The 22,209-nt window shown below is 68.6% G+C and carries 24 protein-coding genes; 12 read left to right on the top strand and 12 right to left on the bottom strand.

Features of this window, described 5'->3' with window-relative positions:
* The first annotated feature begins 11 nt into the window (after window positions 1-11).
* Window positions 12-1,058, top strand: coding sequence for a substrate-binding domain-containing protein (locus tag BJ988_RS12920; protein ID WP_179658364.1), 1,047 nt, complete (start codon window positions 12-14; stop codon window positions 1,056-1,058).
* A 61-nt stretch (window positions 1,059-1,119) separates the two neighbouring features.
* Window positions 1,120-2,403 carry a tetratricopeptide repeat protein gene (locus BJ988_RS12925; protein WP_179658365.1) on the top strand — a complete coding sequence of 428 codons (1,284 nt, stop codon included), beginning with the start codon at window positions 1,120-1,122 and terminating at the stop codon, window positions 2,401-2,403.
* 41 nt (window positions 2,404-2,444) lie between these two features.
* On the opposite strand, the gene BJ988_RS12930 is transcribed toward BJ988_RS12925, so the two are convergent.
* Both BJ988_RS12930 and uvrA read right to left on the bottom strand, forming a co-directional pair.
* Complete coding sequence (locus BJ988_RS12930) at window positions 2,445-2,873, bottom strand: Rieske (2Fe-2S) protein (RefSeq protein ID WP_179658366.1); 429 nt, start codon at window positions 2,871-2,873, stop codon at window positions 2,445-2,447.
* Window positions 2,874-2,950: 77 nt separating this feature from the next.
* Window positions 2,951-5,935, bottom strand: a complete 2,985-nt coding sequence (gene uvrA / locus BJ988_RS12935; RefSeq protein ID WP_179658367.1) for an excinuclease ABC subunit UvrA — start codon at window positions 5,933-5,935, stop codon at window positions 2,951-2,953.
* Between the two features lie 149 nt (window positions 5,936-6,084).
* Between uvrA and BJ988_RS12940 the strand changes: the two genes are divergently transcribed.
* Window positions 6,085-6,765 (top strand): MBL fold metallo-hydrolase, encoded by a 681-nt coding sequence (locus BJ988_RS12940; protein WP_179658368.1) that lies wholly within the window; start codon window positions 6,085-6,087, stop codon window positions 6,763-6,765.
* A gap of 25 nt (window positions 6,766-6,790) precedes the next feature.
* Here BJ988_RS12940 and BJ988_RS12945 read toward each other — a convergent pair whose 3' ends face one another.
* The gene (locus BJ988_RS12945) at window positions 6,791-7,300 is read right to left on the bottom strand and encodes a hypothetical protein (protein ID WP_179658369.1); all 510 of its coding nucleotides are present in this window, start codon (window positions 7,298-7,300) and stop codon (window positions 6,791-6,793) included.
* A 145-nt stretch (window positions 7,301-7,445) separates the two neighbouring features.
* On the opposite strand from BJ988_RS12945, the gene BJ988_RS12950 reads away from it, so the two are divergent.
* The 3 genes from BJ988_RS12950 (at window position 7,446) to BJ988_RS12960 (ending at window position 8,484) form a co-directional block, all read left to right on the top strand.
* Window positions 7,446-7,622 (top strand): hypothetical protein, encoded by a 177-nt coding sequence (locus tag BJ988_RS12950; protein ID WP_179658370.1) that lies wholly within the window; start codon window positions 7,446-7,448, stop codon window positions 7,620-7,622.
* Window positions 7,623-7,835, top strand: a complete 213-nt coding sequence (locus BJ988_RS12955; RefSeq protein WP_179658371.1) for a hypothetical protein — start codon at window positions 7,623-7,625, stop codon at window positions 7,833-7,835.
* A gap of 328 nt (window positions 7,836-8,163) precedes the next feature.
* Window positions 8,164-8,484 (top strand): helix-turn-helix domain-containing protein, encoded by a 321-nt coding sequence (locus tag BJ988_RS12960; RefSeq protein ID WP_179658372.1) that lies wholly within the window; start codon window positions 8,164-8,166, stop codon window positions 8,482-8,484.
* Between the two features lie 15 nt (window positions 8,485-8,499).
* Here BJ988_RS12960 and BJ988_RS12965 read toward each other — a convergent pair whose 3' ends face one another.
* Window positions 8,500-9,105, bottom strand: a complete 606-nt coding sequence (locus BJ988_RS12965) for a ClpP family protease (protein WP_179658373.1) — start codon at window positions 9,103-9,105, stop codon at window positions 8,500-8,502.
* Window positions 9,106-9,184: 79 nt separating this feature from the next.
* Entirely contained in the window at window positions 9,185-9,817 is a 633-nt protein-coding gene (locus tag BJ988_RS12970) for a ClpP family protease (protein WP_179658374.1), read from the bottom strand.
* 99 nt (window positions 9,818-9,916) lie between these two features.
* Here BJ988_RS12970 and BJ988_RS12975 point away from each other — a divergent pair, with 99 nt between their 5' ends.
* Complete coding sequence (locus BJ988_RS12975; RefSeq protein WP_179658375.1) at window positions 9,917-10,867, top strand: NAD(P)-dependent oxidoreductase; 951 nt, start codon at window positions 9,917-9,919, stop codon at window positions 10,865-10,867.
* The gene (locus BJ988_RS12980; protein ID WP_179658376.1) at window positions 10,860-11,570 is read left to right on the top strand and encodes a transporter substrate-binding domain-containing protein; all 711 of its coding nucleotides are present in this window, start codon (window positions 10,860-10,862) and stop codon (window positions 11,568-11,570) included. Before BJ988_RS12975 ends, BJ988_RS12980 begins: the two co-directional genes overlap by 8 nt.
* Here BJ988_RS12980 and BJ988_RS12985 read toward each other — a convergent pair whose 3' ends face one another.
* Entirely contained in the window at window positions 11,571-12,344 is a 774-nt protein-coding gene (locus tag BJ988_RS12985) for a GNAT family N-acetyltransferase (protein ID WP_343051595.1), read from the bottom strand. It lies immediately after the preceding gene.
* Window positions 12,345-12,457: 113 nt separating this feature from the next.
* Between BJ988_RS12985 and BJ988_RS12990 the strand changes: the two genes are divergently transcribed.
* The 3 genes from BJ988_RS12990 to map all read left to right on the top strand — a co-directional run bounded on the left by BJ988_RS12990 (window position 12,458) and on the right by map (window position 15,014).
* On the top strand, window positions 12,458-12,901 hold the full coding sequence (locus tag BJ988_RS12990) for a YciI family protein (RefSeq protein ID WP_218860833.1): 444 nt from the start codon (window positions 12,458-12,460) through the stop codon (window positions 12,899-12,901).
* A complete protein-coding gene (locus tag BJ988_RS12995) occupies window positions 12,898-14,178 on the top strand; it encodes an RNA polymerase sigma factor (protein WP_343051596.1) in 1,281 nt (426 codons plus the stop codon). The genes BJ988_RS12990 and BJ988_RS12995 overlap by 4 nt, the downstream gene beginning before the upstream one ends.
* 68 nt (window positions 14,179-14,246) lie before the next feature.
* Complete coding sequence (gene map / locus BJ988_RS13000) at window positions 14,247-15,014, top strand: type I methionyl aminopeptidase (protein ID WP_179658379.1); 768 nt, start codon at window positions 14,247-14,249, stop codon at window positions 15,012-15,014.
* A 287-nt stretch (window positions 15,015-15,301) separates the two neighbouring features.
* Here the strand turns inward: map and BJ988_RS13005 are convergent, their stop codons facing one another.
* From BJ988_RS13005 to BJ988_RS13025, 5 genes are all read right to left on the bottom strand, one after another.
* Window positions 15,302-15,586 (bottom strand): DUF3263 domain-containing protein, encoded by a 285-nt coding sequence (locus tag BJ988_RS13005; protein ID WP_179658380.1) that lies wholly within the window; start codon window positions 15,584-15,586, stop codon window positions 15,302-15,304.
* A gap of 203 nt (window positions 15,587-15,789) precedes the next feature.
* Window positions 15,790-16,884 (bottom strand): NAD-binding protein, encoded by a 1,095-nt coding sequence (locus BJ988_RS13010; RefSeq protein ID WP_179658381.1) that lies wholly within the window; start codon window positions 16,882-16,884, stop codon window positions 15,790-15,792.
* Between the two features lie 159 nt (window positions 16,885-17,043).
* Window positions 17,044-17,889, bottom strand: coding sequence for a carbohydrate ABC transporter permease (locus BJ988_RS13015; protein ID WP_179658382.1), 846 nt, complete (start codon window positions 17,887-17,889; stop codon window positions 17,044-17,046).
* Window positions 17,889-18,884 carry a carbohydrate ABC transporter permease gene (locus BJ988_RS13020; RefSeq protein WP_179658383.1) on the bottom strand — a complete coding sequence of 332 codons (996 nt, stop codon included), beginning with the start codon at window positions 18,882-18,884 and terminating at the stop codon, window positions 17,889-17,891. Before BJ988_RS13020 ends, BJ988_RS13015 begins: the two co-directional genes overlap by 1 nt.
* Complete coding sequence (locus BJ988_RS13025; protein WP_179658384.1) at window positions 18,881-20,188, bottom strand: ABC transporter substrate-binding protein; 1,308 nt, start codon at window positions 20,186-20,188, stop codon at window positions 18,881-18,883. The genes BJ988_RS13020 and BJ988_RS13025 overlap by 4 nt, the downstream gene beginning before the upstream one ends.
* 250 nt (window positions 20,189-20,438) lie before the next feature.
* On the opposite strand from BJ988_RS13025, the gene BJ988_RS13030 reads away from it, so the two are divergent.
* Entirely contained in the window at window positions 20,439-20,774 is a 336-nt protein-coding gene (locus tag BJ988_RS13030; RefSeq protein WP_179658385.1) for a hypothetical protein, read from the top strand.
* Between the two features lie 66 nt (window positions 20,775-20,840).
* On the opposite strand, the gene BJ988_RS13035 is transcribed toward BJ988_RS13030, so the two are convergent.
* Window positions 20,841-22,193 (bottom strand): cation:dicarboxylate symporter family transporter, encoded by a 1,353-nt coding sequence (locus BJ988_RS13035; protein ID WP_179658386.1) that lies wholly within the window; start codon window positions 22,191-22,193, stop codon window positions 20,841-20,843.
* Window positions 22,194-22,209: the final 16 nt, after the last annotated feature.

The raw sequence follows: 22,209 nt of genomic DNA on the forward strand, positions 1-22,209 counted from the left end.
ACGCTGTGCACGTGGCATCACCCCCGTCCGACCAGACCCGTCAGCAGCGCCGCCCGACCATGAAGGACGTCGCGGCGGCTGCCGGGGTGAGCCTGAAGACCGTCTCGCGGGTGGTCAACGGCGAGTCGAACGTGAACGACGACCTCCGGGCAGCGGTGCTCGAGTCGATCACCCGGCTCGGGTTCCGCCGCAACGCCAGCGCCCGCGATCTTCGACAGGGACGGTCGGGCACCGTCGGCCTGTTGCTCGAAGACGTGGCCGACCCGTTCTACTCGATCCTGTCTCGCGCAGTCGAGGATGTGGCCCGGGAGCACGGGACGATGGTCTTCGCCGGCTCCTCCGCCGAGGACGCCGACCGGGAGCGCGAGCTCGCTCTCGCGTTCTGCGAGCGGCGTGTGGACGGCCTGATCATCGTTCCGGCCGGCTCCAGCCACTCCTACCTGCTCCCGGAGATACGGGCCGGCATCCCGGCCGTGTTCGTCGACCGCCCGCCCGGCGACATCGAAGCCGACATGATCCTCACCGACAACCGTGGTGGCAGCCGGCGCGGAGTGGAGCATCTGCTCTCCCACGGCCATCGTCGCATCGGCTTCATCGGTGACGCGCCGGAGATCTACACCGCCGGCGAGCGGCTGCGTGGCTACCGAGAGGCCCTGGAGTCCGCTGGGATCCCCTTCTCCGACACGCTCGTCGCGCAGGCCACGCCAACACCCGCGTCGACCGCGGAGGCACTTGACCGACTGCTCGCCGGGCAGACACCGGCGACCGCGCTCTTCTGCGGCAACAGCCGCACCACCGTCAGCGTCCTCCGCGAGCTAGCCCGGCGCTCGACGCGACTCGCGCTCGTCGGGTTCGACGACGTCGAGCTCGGCGACCTCCTCCAGCCCGGGCTCACCGTCGTCGCACAGGATCCTGGCGCCATGGGGGCGGCCGCCGCACGGCTGCTCTTCCAGCGCATCGCGGGCGATGCAGCTGGTCCAGCCGCCGGCCCACCCCAGACCGTCACGATCGGCACCCGGCTGATCCCCCGAGGCTCCGGAGAGCTCATGGATCCCTGAGTCTGGGGAAATCCGCCACCGCTGCACTGACTTTTTAAGTCTAGCGGTCTAGTATGATTATGTGCCTTGTCGTGATCGCTATGGATACGCGCTGACCACCAGCGACGAAGCCGCCCGGAGCTACCGCCAGGGGCTCCTGGACGTGCTTCGTCTGCGAGACGGCGCCCTCTCCTCGTTCGCGACCGCGATCGTGCTCGACCCGACCTTTGCGCTCGGGCACGCCGCGCTGGCGCTGCTCGGCCATGAGATGTGCGCCCCCGTCGATGTCGCAGCACGGCTGCGGCAGGCCCGGCTGCACGCCCGGCGGGCGACCGAGCGGGAGCGTAGCCATGTCCACGCGGTCGAGGCTCACATCAGCGGCGATCCCCGACCGCTGATCGACCACCTGGCGGCCTTCCCGCGCGACGCGCTGCTGCTCTCGGTCGCCGTGCCGACCATCGCCTTCGCCGGGGCCACCGAGGTGCCCGAGGAGGCGTGGGCGATCGTGGAGCGTGCCGCGCCCGCGTACGGTGACGACTGGTGGTTCACGGGCCTGCTCGCGTTCGTACGCCAGGAGCAGCGCCGCTTCGACGACGCGATGTCGCTCTCCTGCGCCTCGCTGGCGGTGGAGCCCGGCGCCGGCCACTCCGCCCACGCCCGGGCGCACGCGCACTACGAGACCGGCGACCATGAGGCCGGCCTCGCCTGGATGTCCTCGTGGGTGCTCGGCGACGGTGCCGAGATCGACTCGCTCTCCCACTTCTCCTGGCACGCCGCGCTGCACGAGCTCTCCCTGGGCGACCTCGATGCCGTACGCCGCCGCTACCAGAACCAGCTCCAGCCCGGACATGCCCTCGGCTGCCGGGCACTGGTCGACTCCGGCTCGCTGCTGTTCCGCTGGGCGCTCACACCGGGCGCGCGCGACGTACCCGACATCGCCGAGGTCGTACGCGTCACCGGCCGCGAGACCATGGTCCGGCCTGCCACGCCGTTCCTGGCCATGCACACCGCGGTGACCCACCTCGCCGCCGGCGACGCCGGCGCGCTCGACGAGCTGCGGTCATGGGCGGCCGGGCACGCACACCCGACCATGGCCACCGTCGTCTCTCCGCTCGCCGAGGCGCTGGGGATGATGGCCCGCGACGCGAACTCCGCTGCCGCCGACCGCCTCGCCTTCCTCGCACCGTCGATCCGTCGCCTCGGCGGATCCGACGCTCAGCGAGAGATCATCGAGGAGGCTCGCATCGCCGCGCTGCTCCGCGCCGACCGCTGGGACGAGGCCCGGGTGCTGCTCGATGCCCGCCTCGACCGCCGCCGCTCCCCGCGCGACGAGCTGTGGCGGGAACGGGCTCTCGCGCACACCTGACCCCGCTCCCGCCGCCATCGGTCAGGACTCGGCGGGGAGGGTCAGCTGGGGACGATCTCGCCGTCGGTGACCTCGAAGGAGACCTCTTCCAGCGGACTCGTCGCCGGGCCCTGCATCACCGAGCCGTCCTCGATCGAGAAGCGGCTGCCGTGGCACGGGCAGTCGATGCTGCCCCCGGCGACCTTCGTGACCGGGCAGCTGCGATGCGGACAGATGGCGGAGAAGACCTTGAACGTGCCCTCGGTGGGCTGGGTGGCCACCAGGTTGCGGTCGGCGACGACCACTCCCCCGCCGACCGGGACCTCGCTGACCGCGACCAGGGGGCCGCTGCCAGCCGGCTCGGTGTCACCCGAGGAGTCGGCACCTGAGCCGCCGTCACCGCTACCGCACGCGACCAGAAGAGGCACGCCGACTGCGCCCACCGCGGTGCCGGTGACGACCCTGCGCCGGGTGATTCCAGATTCGCTCATGCCGCCAAGGATAGGCGCGCTCGGCGAGCCGCGTCGCTCGCCGAGCGCAACCCTCAGGCAATTCTCGGTCTCTCGGATCAGCTCGCGCTGACCTTCTTGCGCGCCGCCGGCTTCTTCTTGGCTGCCGGCTTCTTGGCCGCTGTCTTCGCGGCCGGCTCCGCCTTCGCCTTCACCGGCTTGTCCGGCGGCTGCTCGGCGGCCTTGCCGTCGAGCAGCGGGGCGAGGAAGCCACCGGTGTGGCTGCCAGGTGTCGCGGCGACGGTCTCGGGCGTGCCCTCGGCGATCACGGTGCCACCGCGGTTGCCGCCCTCCGGGCCCATGTCGATGATCCAGTCTGCGGTCTTGACGACGTCGAGGTTGTGCTCGATGACCAGCACCGTGTTGCCCTTGTCGACCAGCGAGGAGAGCACGCCGATGAGCTTGCGGATGTCTTCGAAGTGGAGGCCTGTGGTGGGCTCGTCGAGGACATAGAGCGTCTTGCCGGTCGAGCGCTTCTGCAGCTCGGCGGAGAGCTTGACGCGCTGCGCCTCGCCGCCGGACAGGGTGGTCGCGGGCTGCCCGAGACGCACGTATCCCAGACCGACCTCCATCAGGGTCTTCATGTGGCGCGCGATCGCGGGCACGGCCGCGAAGAACTCGACCGCCTCCTCGATCGGCATGTCGAGCACCTCGGCGATCGACTTGCCCTTGTAGTGCACCTCGAGCGTCTCGCGGTTGTAGCGCGCACCGTGGCAGACCTCGCACGGCACATAGACGTCGGGCAGGAAGTTCATCTCGATCTTGATCGTGCCGTCGCCCGAGCAGGCCTCGCAGCGTCCGCCCTTGACGTTGAACGAGAACCGACCCTGCAGATAGCCCCGCATCTTGGCCTCCGGCGTGGAGGCGAAGAGCTTGCGGACGTGGTCGAAGACGCCGGTGTAGGTGGCCGGGTTGGACCGCGGCGTACGCCCGATCGGGGACTGGTCGACGTGGATCACCTTGTCGACGTTGTCCAGGCCGGAGATCTTGGTGTGCCGGCCCGGGACCGTGCGGGCACGGTAGAACTCCTTGGCCAGCGCGGTGTAGAGGATGTCGTTGACGAGCGTCGACTTGCCCGAGCCCGAGACGCCGGTGACGGCGAGGAAGAGCCCCAGCGGGAAGGTGACGTCGACGTCCTTGAGGTTGTTCTCCTTGGCGCCGTGGACGGTCAGCTCGCGCCCGGCGGTGCGCGGGCGGCGTACGGCCGGGACGGCGATCTCGCGGCGGCCGGCCAGATACTGGCCAGTCAGGGACTGTTCGTTGGCGAGCAGGTCCTCGACCGTGCCGGAGTGGATCACCTGGCCGCCATGCTCGCCCGCGCCGGGCCCGATGTCGACGACCCAGTCGGCGACCTTGATGGTGTCCTCGTCGTGCTCGACCACGATCAGGGTGTTGCCGAGACGCTTGAGCCGTTCGAGGGTCTCGATCAGGCGATGGTTGTCGCGCTGGTGGAGGCCGATGGAAGGCTCGTCCAGCACATAGAGGACGCCCACCAGGCCGGAGCCGATCTGGGTCGCCAGCCGGATCCGCTGGGCTTCTCCGCCGGAGAGCGAGCCCGAGGGCCGCTCCAGGGAGAGGTAGTCCAGGCCGACATCGAGGAGGAAGCGCAGCCGCGCCTGGATCTCCTTGAGGACCTGCTCGGCGATCTGCCGCTCCCGCCCGGACAGCTCGACCTGGTCGAGCCAGTCGGCGGCCTCGTTGATCGGCAGCGCGCACAGCTCGGCGATGTTGAGTCCACCCTCGCTCCGCTCTCCCAGCGTCACCGAGGTGGAGACGGGCTTGAGCCGGGTGCCCTTGCAGGTCGGGCACGGCACCTGGCGCATGTAGCCCTCGAAGCGCTCACGGGTGGTGTCGGACTCCGCCTCCTTGTGACGGCGCTCGACCCACCGGCGCACGCCCTCGAACTCCGCGTCGTAGGAGCGGCGGCGGCCGTAGCGGTTGACCGAGACCACGTGCACCTTGCGTGCGTGACCGTCGAGGATCGCCTTCTGACCGGTGGCCGGGATCTCGTCCCACGGGGTGTCGAGATCGAAGCCCAGCTCACCGCCGAGAGCCTCCAGGAGACGCAGGAAGTAGTCGGCGACGTGGGCTTGAGACCAGGGCTGCAGGGCGCCCTCGGCGAGGGTGGCGGCCGGGTTGGGGACGACCAGCTCCGGGTCCACCTCCATCCGGGTGCCGAGCCCCGTGCAGGCCGGGCACGCGCCGAAGGGCGAGTTGAACGAGAACGAGCGCGGCTCGAGCTCGTCGGTGTCGAGCAGGTGGTCGTTGGGGCACGACATCCGCTCGGAGAACTTCATCTGCTCGCCACCCTCGCCATCGGGCCCAGTGACGAAGTCGAAGACGACCAGGCCGCCGGCCAGCTCCAGCGCGGTCTCGACCGAGTCGGTCAGCCGCCGCTTGGAGGACTCCTTGACCGCGAGCCGGTCGATGACCACCTCGATGGTGTGCTTCTTCTGCTTCTCCAGCTTGGGCGGCGCGTCGAGCTGATGGGTCTCGCCGTCCACCCGCACGCGGGAGTAGCCCTGCTGCTGCAGCTGGCTGAAGAGCTCGACGTACTCCCCCTTGCGCGCCCGGATCACCGGGCTGAGCACCTGGAAGCGGCGCCCCTCCTCCAGAGTGAGCACGTGGTCGACGATCTGCTGCGGTGTCTGCCGCTCGATCGGCGCCCCGCAGGTCGGGCAGTGCGGACGGCCGGCCCGTGCGTAGAGCAATCGCAGGTAGTCGTAGACCTCGGTGATCGTGCCGACCGTCGAGCGCGGGTTCTTCGAGGTCGACTTCTGGTCGATCGAGACCGCCGGGGAGAGCCCCTCGATGAAGTCGACGTCGGGCTTGTCCATCTGGCCGAGGAACTGTCGAGCGTACGCAGACAGCGACTCGACGTAGCGACGCTGGCCCTCCGCGAAGATGGTGTCGAACGCCAGGCTCGACTTGCCACTCCCGGACAGGCCGGTGAACACGATCATCGAGTCCCTGGGCAGGTCAAGGGAGACGTCCTTGAGGTTGTGCTCCCGGGCTCCCCGGATGATCAGTTGCTGCTCCGCCACGTTCTTTCCTCGTTCAGTGCTATCGCATCGCGCTACCGCGTCGAACTGATGTTCGCATCATACGACGCCAAGAAGGCTTCAGATTGCACCCTCTCACGGAGCACCGACAATTTTGCTTGCGCCGGCTTCAGACGTGCTTGCATGGGGGCATGAGCGATGTCCCCTCCACTTATACAGGCGCCGTGAAACCGGGCGGCCCGGCCGACGTGCGTGAGCTCGGCGGCCTGACCGTCACCAAGGTGGCCGTCGACGCGCAGATGTCCAACAACTGCTATCTGCTGCGCTGCCGGTCCACCGGCGAGCAGCTCCTGATCGACGCCGCGGCCGAGCCCGAGACCCTGCTCCCCCTCATCGGAGAGGAGCTGGCCACCGTCGTCACCACCCACCAGCACTGGGACCACCATCGAGCCCTGGCGGAGGTCGTCGCCGCGACCGGCGCCGTGGTCCTGGCCGGAGAGCCCGATGCCGCCGCGATCACGGAGGCCACCGGCGTACCTGTCTCTCGCCCTCTCTCCCACGGCGACACCGTCACCGTCGGCCGCTGCGACCTCGAGGTGATCGCGCTGCGCGGTCACACGCCCGGGTCGGTCGCGCTCGTCTACCACGACCCCGAGGGCACGCCTCACCTGTGGACGGGCGACAGCCTCTTCCCAGGGGGTCCTGGGCGGACAACAACTCCCGAGGACTTCGGATCGCTGATGGACGACCTGGAGACGAGGATCTTCGGTCGCCTGCCGGACGAGACGTGGTTCTACCCTGGTCACGGCGACGACTCCACGCTCGGCGCGGAGCGGCCCCATCTCGCGGAGTGGCGCTCGCGGGGGTGGTGACGCCGACCCGAACAGCCCCGAACGGCTAGCCCCCGGTCCGACCGAGCGACTGCGACTGCGGCTCCTCGCTGGGACTCGCTGTCTCGGTCGGCGTCGGCTCCGCGGTCGGCTCGGCGGGATCGGTGGGCTCGGCCGTCGGCTCCGGCTCTGAGGTGCGCGTGGGGTCCGAGGTGGGCGTCGAGCCGGCGGTCCGACCGGGCTCGGCCAGTTCGCGCGGAGGCTTCGGACGGTTCGGGTCCGCACCCATGGTCGGGCTGGGCTCGCCAGGATCGTCGATCGTGCCGTGGTGATCCTCGGCGGCACCACCCGGACGCGCGGGCGCGCCGGTGGACGGCTCCTCGGACAGCTTCGCGGCGGGGATCGGCGGCAGCGGATCCACATCGGGGTACGTGTCCTCGACACCCTCGTACCCGGTGAGCGGGTCACGATCAGGGCGCTCGCCCCCGGCCAGACCAGCGACAAGGACGATCGCCCCGAGACCGGTCATGACCGCGCCGGCCAGGATGCCCGCAATGGCGACCTGCTTGATGTGCAACTCGACTCCTGTACCCGCCCCGCGCGTGGTGTGGCGCACAGCCTAGGGCAGCGAGGCCTCGAGCGTTACCCTCCCCGGGGCATCGCGACCGGCACTCAGGAGCCGAGATCAGTCAGTGGGCGGGTCCGAGGGGTCGGGCTCGCCGGTGTCCGACTCGCTCGGCGACTCGGTCGGCTCGCTCGGCGACTCGGTCGGCTGGCTCGGCGACTCGGTCGGCTGGCTCGGCGACTCGGTCGGCTGGCTCGGCGACTCACCGGGCTCGCTGGGCGACCCGCCGGGTCCGCCCGGCCTGCCCGTCGGCCTGGGCTCCGACGGAATCTGAGTGGGGCGTGCCGGGACCGGGGACATCGAGCCCGGCGCCGACTCCTCGACCGCACGCGGGCTCGCCGGGACCGACTCGCCGGCCTCCGGCGCCTCGCTCCCTGGAGCCCGACTGAACGGACCGCTCTGCGTCGGCGTCGAGGAAGACTTCTCCAGCGGTGCCACCGGCGAGACCGGTGAGATCAGGCTGACCCCGGACTCGTCTGTGGCGTAGCTGTGGCCTGGCTCCTCGGCTCCGGCGTTTCCGACGATCAACCCACCGATCCCGATGCTCGTCATGGCCAGCCCTGTAGCCATACCGGCCAAGGCGATCTGCTTGCGGTGCAACACGATTCCCCCGTGATACCAACGACTCGACAAGTTCTCTGGTCGTGCACAGTAGACCCACAAAGATCGAAACTGTGCGACCACTATCGGAGTGTCGAGCCTCGCTGGCAAGTCCTCGGCATCTATCGTTCGACCGATATAACTCCTGGTAGGACCTCTGTTCGCCCCGGGCGAACGGCCCGCTCGGCCCATCCGCGCAGCGCTAAGGTGGGGTCATGGGCGAATTGATCAGGTTTCCCGGCCACCCGCTGCCGGACGAGGACAAGCCGGCGCCGCTGTGGCGTGAGGCAGCCGGCCAGGTGATCCGCGAGGAGCGGTCCCGCCAGGAGCGTACGCTCGCCGACGTCGCCGGCGATGCCGGCGTCTCGACGCAATACCTCTCCGAGATCGAGCGCGGCCGCAAGGAGCCCAGCTCCGAGATGCTCGAGGCCGTGGGCGGTGCCCTCGGTCTGGGTCTCGTCGACCTCACCGAGCGGGTCACCCGCACGCTGCGCGCGGGCGCCCGCCTCTCCGGCCCCCTGGCTCTCGCCGCCTGACCCGGTCGGCTCGGCTCAGAGCGCCGCGAGCTTGCGGCTCTCCAGCACCCCGTCCGCCAGCCCGTACGCCACAGACTCCTCGGCGCCCAGGACGAGGTCGCGCTCGGTGTCGGTGTGGACCTTGTCCAGGCTGTGGCCGGTGTGGCGCGCGAGCAGCGCGTCCATCTCGGCGCGCACCCGGCTGATCTCCTTCGCCGCGACCTGCAGGTCGGTGACGTCGCCCCGCTGACCGCCCTGTCCCGGCTGCTGCAGCACCACCCGCGCATGCGGGAGCACCGTACGCCGCCCCGGCTCCCCCGCGGCCAGGAGCACCGCCGCCGAGCCGGCCGCCTGGCCCACGCACGTGGTCGCGACCGTGGCCCGGATGAACTGCATCGTGTCGTAGATGCCGAACATCGCGGTCGGGTCCCCGCCGGGCGAGCTGAGATAGAGGTTGATCTCGGAGTCCGGGGACTCCGACTCCAAGTGCAGCAGCTGCGCGATGACGACGTTGGCGACGCCGTCGTCGATCGGAGTGCCGATGTAGATGATCCGGTCCGAGAGCAGCCGGCTGTAGATGTCGACCGCACGCTCGCCGTTGCGGGTCTTCTCGACGACCGAGGGGATCGTGTACGAGCTCATCGGGCCACCTCCGTAGCGCAAGCGCCAGAATACGGACGCGGCCCGATGAACGATCCGACGTTCGCTCGCTGACGCTCGCTCATCGGGCACCACCGGCAGGGGACAGGCCGAAGGCGACGCCGCGCTGCTGCACCGGCGTCACCGACTGCACGTCGTTGAGCACCTCGTCCACGAACCCGTACTCGCGCGCCTCCTCCGCGGTGAACCATCGGTCCCGTAGCGAGTCCTTGTCGATCTGCTCGACGCTCTGGCCGGTGTGTGAGGCGGTGATCCGCAGCATCTGCTCGGTCATCCGCGCCAGCCGCGCCGCCTGCACCTCGATGTCGGCCGCGGACCCGCCGATCCCGGCCGACCCCTTGTGGAGCAGCACCTCGGTGTGCGGCAGGACGTAGCGCTTCCCCGGCGTGCCTGCGGTGAGCAGGAACTGCCCCATGCTCGCAGCCATCCCCATCCCGAGCGTGGAGACGTCGTTGGGGATCAGGTGCATCACGTCGTAGATCGCCATCCCGGCCGTCACCGAGCCGCCGGGCGAGTTGATGTAGAGGGAGATGTCACGGTGCGGGTCCTCGGCACTGAGCAGGAGCAGCTGCGCGCAGATCCGGTTGGCGATCGCGTCGTCCACCTCCTGGCCGAGCACGATGATCCGCTGGTTCTGGAGTCTTGCCGTCAGCTGCTCGTCGAGCGGCCCGGCACTGATGGGTGTCTGAGTCATGCCATCGACTCTGACCGAGCCCGAGGCCACGTACCAGCGGATCCGCCGCAGGCAGATCCGCTCACAGCAGAACGCGGGGACCCCGATAGATTCACGGTCGTGCGCTGCGTGATTATCGACGACTATCAGGACGTGGCGAGGACGTACGCCGCTTGGGACTCTCTCGACGGGGTCGAGGTCACCTCGGTGACCGAGCATCTCGACCCGGATGCCCTGGTCCGGGCGCTCGACGGTGTCGAGATCGTGGTGGCGATGCGAGAGCGGACGCCCTTCCCGGCCGCGGTCCTGGAACGGCTGACGAACCTGAAGCTGCTGGTCACGACCGGGATGCGCAACGCCTCGATCGACCTCGCCGCGGCCGAGCGGCTCGGCGTCACGGTGTGCGGCACGCCGTCGAGCCCGCACCCGCCGGTCGAGCTGACCTGGGCGCTGATCCACGCGCTGACCCGCCACATCGTCACCGAGGCGAGCAGCGTCACCTGGCAGCGGACCGTCGGCAGCGACCTCCACGGCCGGACCCTCGGTCTGCTCGGGCTCGGCAAGATCGGGACCCGGGTCGCGGCGGTCGGGCAGGCGTTCGGGATGGACGTGATCGCCTGGAGTCCTCACCTCACCGCCGAGCGCGCCGAGCCGGCCGGGGTGCACGCGGTCGACAAGGCCACCCTGTTCGAGACCAGCGACATCCTCTCGCTCCATCTCGTCCTCTCCGAGACCACCCGGCACATCGTCGGACATGCCGAGCTGGCCTCGATGAAGCCGACCGCCCACCTGGTCAACACCTCGCGTGCCGGACTGGTCGACACCGAGGCGCTGGTCGCCCACCTCGGCTCCGGCACGATCGCCGGAGCGGGCCTGGACGTCTTCGACGTCGAGCCGCTGCCCGCCGACGACGTGCTGCGCCACCTCCCGAACGTGGTCGCGACCCCGCACCTCGGCTACGTCACCGAGGACAACTACCGCCGCTTCTACGGCGGCGCGGTCGAGGACATCGCCGCCTGGCTGGCCGGCGACCCGACCCGCACCCTCCTGCCGAAGGATCCCGATGTCTGACCCGATTCACCACGCCGCCGATCTCGCTCCGACCGGAACCCTGCGCGCCTCGATCAACCTCGGCAACCCGGTCCTCGCCCAGGGCACCCCCGAGGCGCCGAGCGGGGTCACCGTGGACATCGCCCGGGAGCTGGCGAGCCGGCTCGGCGTACCGGTCTCCTTCCAATGCTTCGACGCCGCCCGCAAGTCCTTCGAGGCGCTGCGGAGCGGGGCCGCAGACGTCGCCTTCCTCGCGGTCGAGCCCGCCCGGGCCGCCGACGTCGAGTTCACTGCGCCGTACGTCCTGATCGAGGGTGTCTACGCCGTCGCGGCCGACTCCCCGATCCAGACGGCGGACGACGTCGACCGTCCCGGCGTGCGGGTGGGCGTGAAGGAGGGCTCGGCCTACGACCTCTTCCTGACCCGCACGCTGGAGAACGCCGAGGTCGTACGCGGCGCCGACGGGATCGACGCATTCCGCGACCTCGGGCTCGATGTCGCCGCCGGGATCCGGCAGCCCCTTGCCCGACACGTCGCCGCCGACCCCGGCCTGCGGCTGGTCGAGCCCCGGTTCATGCAGATCCGGCAGGCCGTGGCGGTCGCGCAGGACCACCGTCCAGCCACCGTGAGCTTCGTGCACGAGCTGGTCGAGCACCTGAAGGCGAGCGGCCGGATCGCCGAGTCGCTGGCCAGCTCGGGGCAGGACGCGACGGTCGCTCCCTGATCACCGAGGGCTGCGCCGTACGTAGGGCGTGGTGGTGCCGACCTTGACCAGCCCCGAGCGCTCGAGGATCGGCCGGGAGAACTCGGTCGAGTCGCTGTGGATGTAGCGCTTGCCGCGAGCGATGGCGGTGCGGGCACGAGCAGCGGTCAGGGCACGGTAGATGCCGCGGCCGCGCCACTTCTCCAGCGTCGCACCGCCCCAGATGCCGGCGAACTCCGACCCCGGCACCATGTCGATCCGGCCGGCACTGACGATCTCTCCGGCTGCCTCGGCGACCCACATCTCGGACTCCCCCGCCGCGAGCCCACGCATCAGGCTGACCACGCGAGCTTCCAGAACCGGGGAACCGAAGACACCGTCCTGCATGGTGCTGGCAGCGCGTACGTCCTCCTCGCTGGTGATGGCGCGCAGACCGACCCCGTCGGGCGGGGCCACGTCCACAGCGAGGAGTCGCGCCTCGCCGACCATGATCGACTCGGGATCCTCTGGCTCGAACCCGTGCTGCAGCAGCGTCTCGTGCAATCCGGGGGCGTGGTCGTGCCCACGCGTCTTCCACTCGATCTCCTCGATCGCGGGATCGGCACCGAAGTGCGCCACCGCAGCCGAGACCAGCGCCTCGATTCCCGCCTGGTCGGCCCCACCGAGATCCTGGTAGGAGATGAACCCTCGCCCACCGTCGAAGGTCGCCAGGCGCAGCGGCCCGTGCCGGGCCACCGACACCGCCCCGGAAGTCTCGGCGTCGGTTCGCAACTGCTCGTCATAGGCTTTCAGCACAGCGCGAAACCTACGCCGAAGTCGCATGCCGAAGCATGTAGTTATCGAGCGGTCGGCTCCGTTCCCCAGTGAATGGCGCTTACAAGGAGCGCCCGAAGTGGAAGGGTGAGGACATGCCTCGCTATCTGATGATCCTCGACTACCAAGGCGGCACCGACGACACTCCGGGCGGGATGGCCGGATGGAAGCCGGAGGAGCTGCAGGGTCACATGAGCTACTACGAAGCGCTCAACAAGGCCCTGTCCGAGTCCGGCGAGCTGGTGCACGTCGAGGCGCTGACGCCGCCCGACCAGGCGTTCGTGGTGATCTCCGACGGCACCGACCGGACCGTCACCGACGGGCCGTTCCAGGAGTTCAAGGAGTGGGTCGCCGGCTACATGATCATCGACGCCGAGACCGAGGGGCGTGCCCTGGAGATCGCCGGGCTCTACTCAGCCGCACCCGGTGCCGGCGGCCGGCCGATCCAGCAGCCGATCCAGGTCCGCCGGATGTACCACGGCACCGACGGCTCCTCGGTCGACGACACCATCGCGTTCGGCGAGGCGAGCATCGAGTGACCGAGGCGCTGCCCGCTGACCTGCTGCGTGACCTCACGCCGCAGGTCGTCGCCATCGTCACCCGCCGTTCCGGTGACTTCTACGCGGCCGAGGACGCGGTGCAGGAGGCGCTGGTCGAGGCGGTGCGCACGTGGCCGGAACGTGGGTTTCCGGACCAGCCCCGGGGCTGGCTGGTCACCACCGCGATGCACCGCCTCGTCGACGCCAAGCGCAGCGAGTCGCGTCGCCGCGACCGCGAGCACGCCGACCACATCGCCGAGCCCGAGGCCAACGAGACGTACGCGGATCCGACCGCTTCGGGCCTCGCTTCAGCGACCGACGACTCCCTCGACGTACTCCTCCTCTGCTGCCACCCCAGCCTCACCCCGGCCTCCGCGGTGGCGCTGACCCTGCGGGCGGTCGGCGGGCTCACCACCCGGGAGATCGCGCGCGCCTACCTCGTCCCGGAGAAGACGATGGCGCAGCGGATCTCCCGGGCTAAGGCGACGATCCGAGGGAGGTCGCTCGGGCTCGACGGCACCGCCGACCTCGCCGCGCGGATCCCGGCGATGATGAAGGTGCTCTACCTGCTCTTCAACGAGGGGTACGTCGCGACCGAGGGTGACCAGCTCCAACGCGTCGACCTGTGCGCCGAGGCGATCCGGTTGACCCGTCTCGCCCGCACCGCGCTCGCCCGGATGACGGGAACCGCCCATGGCGAGCTCGTCGGGCTGCTGGCGCTGATGCTGCTGCTCGATGCCCGTCGTCCTGCCCGGATCGACGCGCACGGGGCGATCGTGCCGCTGGCCGACCAGGACCGGAGCCTGTGGCGGGACGAGACCACCCGCGAGGGAATCACGCTGATCGACTCCGCCATCGGCACCGGGCGGCCGGGGACCTACCAGATCCAGGCCGCCATCGCCGCGCTCCACAATCGCGCGCCTTCGGCGGAGGAGACCGACTGGCTGCAGATCACCGCGCTCTACGGGTTGCTGGAGAAGGTCGCGCCCGGACCGATCGTGACGCTCAACAAGGCGGTCGCGGTCGGGTACGCCGACGGCCCGGGTCCCGCGCTCGCGCTGCTCGACGAGCTCCTGCGCGACTGTGCTCAGAACGGCGCCGCCGGCTTCGCCGACCATCCGCGGGTGCCCGTCGTGCGCGCTCATCTGCTGGAGCTCGCCGGCGACCTGGACGGTGCTGCCGCTGCGTACGACCTGGCCTCGGCGCTGGCCACCAACCTCGCCGAGCGTCGATTCCTGACGTCGAAGGCAGCCGCGCTGCGCGATGCCCGCTGCTGAAGCGGAGCCCGAAGCGATAGAGCACTGCTGAGTTCTACTGAGAACCGTTCTCAGGCTACGCTGTGCCTGTGATCGAACTGCGCACCCCGACCCAGATCGAGCAGATGAAGCCTGCCGGCCGATTCGTGGCCGATGTCCTGACCGCACTCCGCGAGCACGCTGCCGTGGGTGTGAACCTGCTCGAGCTCGATGAGCTGGCGCACAAGATGATCAAGGACCGCGGCGCGGAGTCGTGCTACATCGACTACCACCCGACCTTCGGCGCGATGCCGTTCGGCAAGGTGCTCTGCACCTCGGTCAACGACGGGGTGCTGCACGGACTGCCCTTCGACTACAAGCTCCAGGACGGCGACCTGCTCAGCGTCGACTTCGCCGCCAGCGTCGACGGCTGGGTCGCCGACTCGGCCCTCTCCGTCGTCGTCGGCACACCGCGCCAGGAGGACCTCGATCTGATCGAGACCACCACCCGGGCGCTCGCCGCCGGCATCGACGCCGCACGCGTCGGCAACAAGATCGGCGACATCTCCCACGCGATCGCCAGCGTCGCGCGCGAGAAGGGCCTCAAGATCAACACCCAGTTCGGTGGCCACGGCGTCGGCCGCACCATGCACGGCGACCCGCACATCGCCAACGACGGCCGCCCCGGGCGTGGCTTCAAGCTGCAGCCCGGACTCGTCATCGCGATCGAGCCGTGGTTCCTGCACACGACCGACGAGATCTTCACCGACCCCGACGGCTGGACCCTGCGCAGCGCCGACGGCTCCCGCGGTGCTCACATGGAGCACACCATCGCGGTCACCGAGGACGGCCCGCTCATCCTGACCGCTCGCGACTGACCAAACTCGATCGAAGCGTCACGTACGTCGGTCGAAGCGTCACTCGCGTCGGCCGACGTGGCAGCCCTGTGACGTCTCGGCCGACGCGCCTGACGTCTCGGCCGACGCGCCTGACGTCTCGGCCGACGCGAGTGACGCTTGGGCAAAATAGAAGTCAGCCGCCGGCGTCTCGGGTCACCAGCGGCTGACAAGAAAAATATTAGCCCACGATTCCAAGAACGTGCAAGCACCTGCAATGCAAGAGACTGCAAACAGCCCCTTCGGGCTACCCGACTTGCCCGAATGAGCTACTGGCGCGGGCCCTTCGAGCGCTGTGTACGCCGCGAGTCGCGCTGCCGTCGCAGCCGGCGCACCAGGACGCCGTCATAGGCGAGCGCCTCGGGCTTGTCGATCAGGTCGTTGACGGAGCGGTGGTAGTCGGCCGCGCTCATCCTCAGCTGCTCGCGGACCGCCTCGTCGCGTCCGACGCCTGCCGACCACCAGGAGCGCTCGAAGTCGAGCAGTCGCTTCTCGTTCTCGGAAAGGCCCGGCTGCTCGTCGGCAGACCCGGGGCTGTGGGGCGCCTCGGTCATGAGGACATCATCCCAGGCATGGTGCACGCCGCCGAAACCGCCACGCTCCACCGCCACGCACCACCGTCTCGGACTATCCGGCATAGCCCAACTGGGCCATCTTCATAAAAGTGCAGGTCAACTCTTTGATGCGCGCCGAGACGTCGGTTAGTCTCTTCCATGTCAGCCGCTGGAGACCCGAGACTCCGGCGGCTGACTTCTATTTACGCGTCTGCGGTGTCCTCGCCGTGCGTCCCCGGACGTGGCGCCCACGGCAGCTCCTTCGCCGCCCGCACGACGACCAGCCGGTCCCCTCGCGACAGGGTGCCGACGACCGGATCGAAGTAGCGGAAGACCTTCTCGTCGCGTACGACCGCGATCACCTGGTCGGACAGCTGCTGGGGCTGCTTGCCGACCTCGTTGACCAGCAGGTCGCGCTCGGCGACCTCCAGCCCGAGGCCCGAGTTGAGCAGGTCCTCCATGACCGCACCCAAGGTCGGCGAGATGGTGGACAGGCCCATCAGCCGGCCCACCGCATCGGCCGAGGTGATCACCGAGTCGGCCCCGGACTGCTTCATCAGGGGCGCGTTCTCGCGTTCCCTGGCTGCGGCCACGATCCACGCCTCCGGGTTGATCTGGCGCACCGTCAAGATCGTGAGCACGTTGGAGTCGTCACGGTTGGTGGTGATGATGACCTGCTCGGCGTCCGTGACGCCGGCACGCATCAGCACCTCACGCCGGGTCGCGTCGCCGGTGACGACCGCCAGCCCGTCGGAGTGGGCATCGGAGCGTGCCACCGGGTCCGGATCGACGACCACGAACTCCTCAGGGCTCAGACCGCTGGTGAGCAGCGTCTCCACGGCGCTGCGGCCCTTGGTGCCGTAGCCCACGACGACGATGTGCTGAGCCATCTTCTTCCTCCAGCGAGCGACTCGGATGAGGTCACGGCCCTGTTTGGTGAGGACCTCGAGCGTGGTGCCGATCAGCAGCACCAGGAAAGCGATGCGCGCCGGCGTGATGATGAACGCGTTGATCATCCGGGCGTGATCCGCGACCGGCGCGATGTCGCCGTAGCCGGTCGTGCTCAGGGTCACCGTCGTGTAGTAGATCGCGTCGATGAGGCTGATCTGACCCGTCGGGTCGTTGTTGTCGGCGTACGCATCGCGGTCGAGGTAGACCAGGAGAACCGTCCCGACCATGATCGCCAGCGCCGCCAGCAGCCGTCGCCCGAGCTGCCACCACGGCGACCGCACCGTCTCGGGAAGAGCGACCTGCTCGACCCCGGCCCACTTGGGGGCGTACGCGGATGTCTCGGACACGTCACAGACCTTATCCGCCACCGTCTGTCGTCCGTCGCATGCGTGCCTCCGACATCCGCCGTGTCACGGGCCGGCACCGCGTCGGCAGGCGGCGTGGACCACGCGAACGGGCGCCATGTCACCGACATGGCGCCCGTTCGGTCAGAGCCGTCCCGCCGATCAGCCCTTCACAGATCCAGCCGTGAGCCCACGGACGAAGTAGCGCTGCAGCGAGAAGAACACCAGCAGCGGCACCGTCATCGTGATGAACGCACCGGCGGTGAGCAGGTGCCACTCCTGCCCACGGTCGCCGATCAGGTCACGCAGGGTGATCGTGACGACCTCGTTGTCGCCGGCGCCCAGGAAGATCAGGGCAACCAGCAGGTCGTTCCAGACCCACAGGAACTGGAAGATCGCGAACGCGGCCAGCGCGGGCACCGACATCGGCACGATCAGCCTCCAGAACGTCTGGAAGTGCGAGGCACCGTCGATCTCGGCGGACTCGATGATCTCCTGCGGCAGGCCGGCCATGTAGTTGCGCAGGATGTAGACCGCCAGCGGCATCCCGAACGCGGTGTGGGCCAGCCACACCGCGAGGAAGGTGCCGTTGAGGTCGTAGTCGCTGAACAGGCTGAGCAGCGGCACGAAGGCAACCTGCAACGGAATGACCAGCAGACCGACGATCAGCATGAACAGCACGTTGCGCCCCGGGAACCGCATGAACGTGAACGCGTACGCAGCGAACGCAGCGATCATGATCGGCAGCACCGTCGCGGGCACGGAGACCACGAGCGAGTTCACGAAGGCGTTGGCCATCCCGCTCTCGAGGACCTGGCTGTAGCTGTCGAACGTCCACCGGGACACGTCGAACGGGTCGGTGAAGACCGTCCACCAACCGCTCGACTTCACATCGGCCTCGTCGCGGAACGACGAGACCAGCAGACCGAGGGTCGGGATGAACCAGAGCACGCACAGCAGGACGACGCCCACGCGAACAGCGACGCCGCCCAGAGTGAGGTTCCTCATCAGCGGGCCTCCTGCTTCTTGAACTGGCGCATCTGGTAGATCATCACCGGGATCACGGCGATCATCAGGACAACCACGACCGCTGCCGCTCGACCGGCGTCACCGAACTCGAAGAGCTCGACGAAGAAGGTGTTGGCCAGCACCGAGGTGCCGGACCGGCCACCGGTCATCACGTAGACGATGTCGAAGACCTTCAGGACCAGGATGAGGATCGTCACGAACACCACGATCACCGTCGGCCAGATCTGCGGCACGACGACCTTGAAGAAGATCTGGATCTCGCTGGCCCCGTCGATGCGCGCGGCCTCCACGGTGTCCTCGGGGACTCCCTTGATCGCCGAGGAGAGCAGCACCATCGCGAACCCCGCCTGCAGCCAGATCATGATGACGATCAGAAGCAGGTCGTTGAGGTTGTAGTCGGAGATCCGCAGCCAGGCGACCGGCTCGAACCCGAGGCTCGTCGAGATCGCCGAGAGGAGCCCGATCTGCTTGTCGCCCTGCGCGAACCTGGTCGTGTAGACGAAGGTCCAGATCGTGCTCGCCCCGACGAAGCTGATCGCCATCGGCATGAAGATGACCGACTTCGCGATCCGCTCCGGCACCGCCTTGAGCCGGTCGGCCAGCACCGCCACGAGCAGACCCACGATCACGCTCCCCGCCGGGACGATGAGGATCCAGAGCAGGTTGTTGACCAGCGTGCCGATGAACTCGTCGTCCTGGAACAGGTCGATGTAGTTCTGGAAGCCCACCCAGTCGATGCTGTTGGCGTCGGCGAAGCTGTACATCACCGTCACCAGAGCCGGGTAGACCAGGAAGACGGTGACCACCAAGATGGCCGGGCCGATGAAGACGAACGGCTTGATCCGCTTGTCCCACTTGCCTGGCAGGAGACCCACCAGGAAGTTCAGCACCCAGTACAGCGCGGCGGTGCCGCCGACCCCCAGGACGATCGCGACGAGGCCGTTGACGATCTTCAGGAAAGGGTCATCGCTCATCCGCGCCAGCTCTCCTCGATCGCGTCGGCAGCCTCCTGAGCGCTCTTCTCACCTCCGACGTAGGCGTTCATCTCGCTCCAGAAGGTGCCGGCGCCGACCTGCGCGGGCATCAGGTCCGAGCCGTCGAAACGGAAGGTGTCGGCGTCCTGCAGCAGGGTCGCGATCTCTCCGAACATCGGGTCGGAGTAGTTGGAGTTGTCGAACTCGACGCTCGGGGAGAGCCAGCCGCCGGACTTGGCCCACTCGGCGCCGAAGTCGGGGGATGCGAAGAACTCCATCAGCTCCACCACGTCGGTGTCGTTGGTGAAGGCGGTCGCCATGTCACCGGCACCGAGCACCGGGTTGCCCTCGAAGCCACCCTCCATGCTGCCCGGCAGCGCGAAGACGCCGACGTTGCCGGCAAGGTCCGCCTGGACCTCCTTCGGGAAGAAGGTGGTGATGAAGTTGGCCTGGCGGTGCAGCTGGCAGCCGGGCTTGGCGTCGAACAGCGGCGTCGGGGAGTCACCGAACGGCTCGCTCAGGGTGCCGTCGGCGCCGCCGCGTACGTTCTTCGGCTTGTTGATGATCTCGCCCATGGTCTCGATCGCCTGGACGATCGCCGGGTCGTTGAAGGGGACCTCGTGACTGGTCCACTTGTCGTAGAACTCCGGGCCCTCCTGGCGCAGGACGATCTCCTCGACCCAGTCGGTGTAGACCCAGCCGGTGTCGGCGCCGGCCTCGGCGCCGAGGCACCACGGGGTCTGACCCTTGGAGATGATCTGGTCCTGGAGCGTCATCAGCTCGTCCCAGGTCGTGGGCGTCTTGTAGCCGGACTGCTCGAAGTTCTTGGGCGTCCAGACCAGCGACTTCATCGAGACCCGGACGGGCACTCCGTAGGTCTTGTCGTCGATCTTCACCGAGTCCGTCAGACCCGGGATCATCGTGTCCTCGAGCGCGCCGACGTCCATGAGGTCGTCGAGGGGAAGCGTGTCACCCGACTCGGTCAGGTCGTTGACCAGACCAGGCTGCGGGAAGAGCGCGATGTCGGGCGCATCGTTACCGTTGACCTTGGTGCGGATCTCGGTGGTGAAGTCCGTCGAAGGCGTGTACGTCACCTTGATCCCGGTCTCCTTGGTGAACGTCTCGAGGGCCGCGTTGAGCCCCACCGCCTCGCCCTCGGGGATCGCACCGAGGATCTGGATGCTGCCGTCGCCCTCTTTGGTCTCGCCGGCATCGTCGCTGCCACCGCCACCCGGCACCCCACAGCCGGTCACGGCGAGCAGGCCCGCTGCTACTGCTCCGATTTGCCACTTGCGTACGTGCATTGGATTGCACCCTCCATCGTCGTTTGATCCACGGAGTCGTGCCACGCAGGCCGCGTCGGGTCCACGAGGCAGCGCCTCGTTATGTGATCTCCGTAACATTAGCCGTTACGGTCCATCGATGTCCCGGGCAAATTGTCGAACATTCACCCGAGAACGCGCAGGAGGATACCGGTCACGCACTCGGGCGGCAGGCGGACCCACCGGGCCGGCGTGACTCCGACGCCCCGCGTAGGCCAGAATCAGCGACCAAATGAACTATCCCCACGCTCCCCATCAGGGGCCTCATCACGAGCACCCTCGCGACCCGCTGGCCGTGGCCGGCCGGTTGGCGGCCGTCATCTGCTCGATCGTCTTCTGGCTGATCGCAGCGATCGCCATCATCGGCGCCGTCGTCGGCATCTTCCGGGCCTTCGGCGGGGACCTGTCCTGGCGCATGGTCGGGATCTGGACCGTCGCCGGCATCGGCTGCTTCGCATTCTCGTGGATCGTCGCAGCGCTCGGCCGGATCGGGCTCGACGACGGGCCGATCGGGTCGTGGCGCGTCGCGCCGTTCGAGCTGGCGCGGATCCTCTACCGCAACAGGTGACAGGTCGTGCGACCTCTGGCCGTACGCAGCGCCTTGATGCGCTGCGTACGGCCCGTGGCGCTGGGGCTATACCAGTGCCTTCTCACCTTCCGCCGCGGGCGGCGGGGCAGCGTGGTCGTCGATCATCCTGGTCTCGTCGAACGGATCCTGACCGTCCAGGACCCGGTCGAGCTGAGGCCGGTCCACGGTCTTGGTCCAGTGACCGATGAGCACGGTCGCGACCGAGTTGCCCGCGAAGTTGGTCAACGCCCGAGCCTCTGACATGAACCGGTCGATCCCCACGATCAGGCCGACCCCGTCGACCAGCTCCGGTCGATGCGACTGCAGACCACCGGCAAGCGTCGCCAGACCAGCGCCGGTGACGCCGGCGGCACCCTTCGAGGCGACCATCATGAACAGCAGCAACCCGATCTGCTCACCGATGCTCAGCGGGTCACCCATCGCGTCCGCGATGAAGATCGAGGCCATCGTCAGGTAGATCGCGGTGCCGTCCAGGTTGAACGAGTAGCCCGTCGGAACCACCACACCGACCGTCGCCTGCTCCACGCCTGCGTGCTCCATCTTCGCGATCAGACGCGGCAGCGCCGACTCCGAGGAGCTCGTGGAGAAGATGAGCAGGAACTCGCGGGCGAGATACTTGAAGAGCTTGAAGATGTTGACCCCGGTGACCAGCTTCAGGAGCAGGCCGAGCACGAGGAACACGAACAGCACGCAGGTGATGTAGAAGGCCACCATGATCACGGCCAGGCTCTTGAGCGCGTCGACGCCGGTCTCGCCGACAACGCCGGCGATGGCACCGAAAGCGCCGACGGGTGCGGCCCACATGATCATCGCGAGCACCCGGAAGACGAGCTTCTGGGCCCAGACGATCACGTTCAGGATCGGCTTGCCCGACTCGCCCATCCGCTGCAGCGCGAACCCGACCAGCAGCGCGACCAACAGGGTCTGGAGCACGACACCCGAGGTCAGCGCCGAGAACATGCTGGTCGGAATGATGCCGAGGAGGAAGTCGGTGGTGCTCCCGTGTCCTTCAGAGGCGGCCTCCTGGCCGACCTGCGACGACTCGGAGCTGATCTGGAGACCGCTGCCCGGATCGATCAGGTTGCCGACCACCATGCCGATGGCCAGTGCGACCGTCGACATCGTGATGAAGTACAACAGCGCCAGGCCGCCGACCTTGCCGACCTTCGCAGCACTGGCAACCGAACCCACGCCGATCACCAAGGTGCAGAAGATGACGGGCTGGATCATCATCTTGATCAGATTCACGAACGCCGTGCCGATCGGCTTCAGCTGCACGGCGAAGCTGGGGAACAGCAGTCCGACGGCGATACCCAGACACACCGCCGCGATCACCGCGATGTAGAGATAGTGGGTCCGGTCCTTCTTCGGTGGCGCCCCGCTCGTGATCGTGCTCATCGTTCCTCCTGGTCCG

The sequence above is a fragment of the Nocardioides panzhihuensis genome (assembly GCF_013408335.1).
GTDB classification, from domain to species: domain Bacteria; phylum Actinomycetota; class Actinomycetes; order Propionibacteriales; family Nocardioidaceae; genus Nocardioides; species Nocardioides panzhihuensis.

Bases quoted from the DNA above. Each gene is read 5' to 3' on its own strand.
- BJ988_RS12930 (WP_179658366.1), bottom strand. From the start codon at position 2,873: ATGAGCGAATCTGGAATCACCCGGCGCAGGGTCGTCACCGGCACCGCG.
- BJ988_RS12940 (WP_179658368.1), top strand. From the start codon at position 6,085: ATGAGCGATGTCCCCTCCACTTATACAGGCGCCGTGAAACCGGGCGGC.
- BJ988_RS12960 (WP_179658372.1), top strand. From the start codon at position 8,164: ATGGGCGAATTGATCAGGTTTCCCGGCCACCCGCTGCCGGACGAGGAC.
- BJ988_RS12965 (WP_179658373.1), bottom strand. From the start codon at position 9,105: ATGAGCTCGTACACGATCCCCTCGGTCGTCGAGAAGACCCGCAACGGC.
- BJ988_RS12970 (WP_179658374.1), bottom strand. From the start codon at position 9,817: ATGACTCAGACACCCATCAGTGCCGGGCCGCTCGACGAGCAGCTGACG.
- BJ988_RS12980 (WP_179658376.1), top strand. From the start codon at position 10,860: ATGTCTGACCCGATTCACCACGCCGCCGATCTCGCTCCGACCGGAACC.
- BJ988_RS12990 (WP_218860833.1), top strand. From the start codon at position 12,458: ATGCCTCGCTATCTGATGATCCTCGACTACCAAGGCGGCACCGACGAC.
- BJ988_RS13005 (WP_179658380.1), bottom strand. From the start codon at position 15,586: ATGACCGAGGCGCCCCACAGCCCCGGGTCTGCCGACGAGCAGCCGGGC.
- BJ988_RS13015 (WP_179658382.1), bottom strand. From the start codon at position 17,889: ATGAGGAACCTCACTCTGGGCGGCGTCGCTGTTCGCGTGGGCGTCGTC.
- BJ988_RS13020 (WP_179658383.1), bottom strand. From the start codon at position 18,884: ATGAGCGATGACCCTTTCCTGAAGATCGTCAACGGCCTCGTCGCGATC.
- BJ988_RS13025 (WP_179658384.1), bottom strand. From the start codon at position 20,188: ATGCACGTACGCAAGTGGCAAATCGGAGCAGTAGCAGCGGGCCTGCTC.
- BJ988_RS13030 (WP_179658385.1), top strand. From the start codon at position 20,439: ATGAACTATCCCCACGCTCCCCATCAGGGGCCTCATCACGAGCACCCT.
- BJ988_RS13035 (WP_179658386.1), bottom strand. From the start codon at position 22,193: ATGAGCACGATCACGAGCGGGGCGCCACCGAAGAAGGACCGGACCCAC.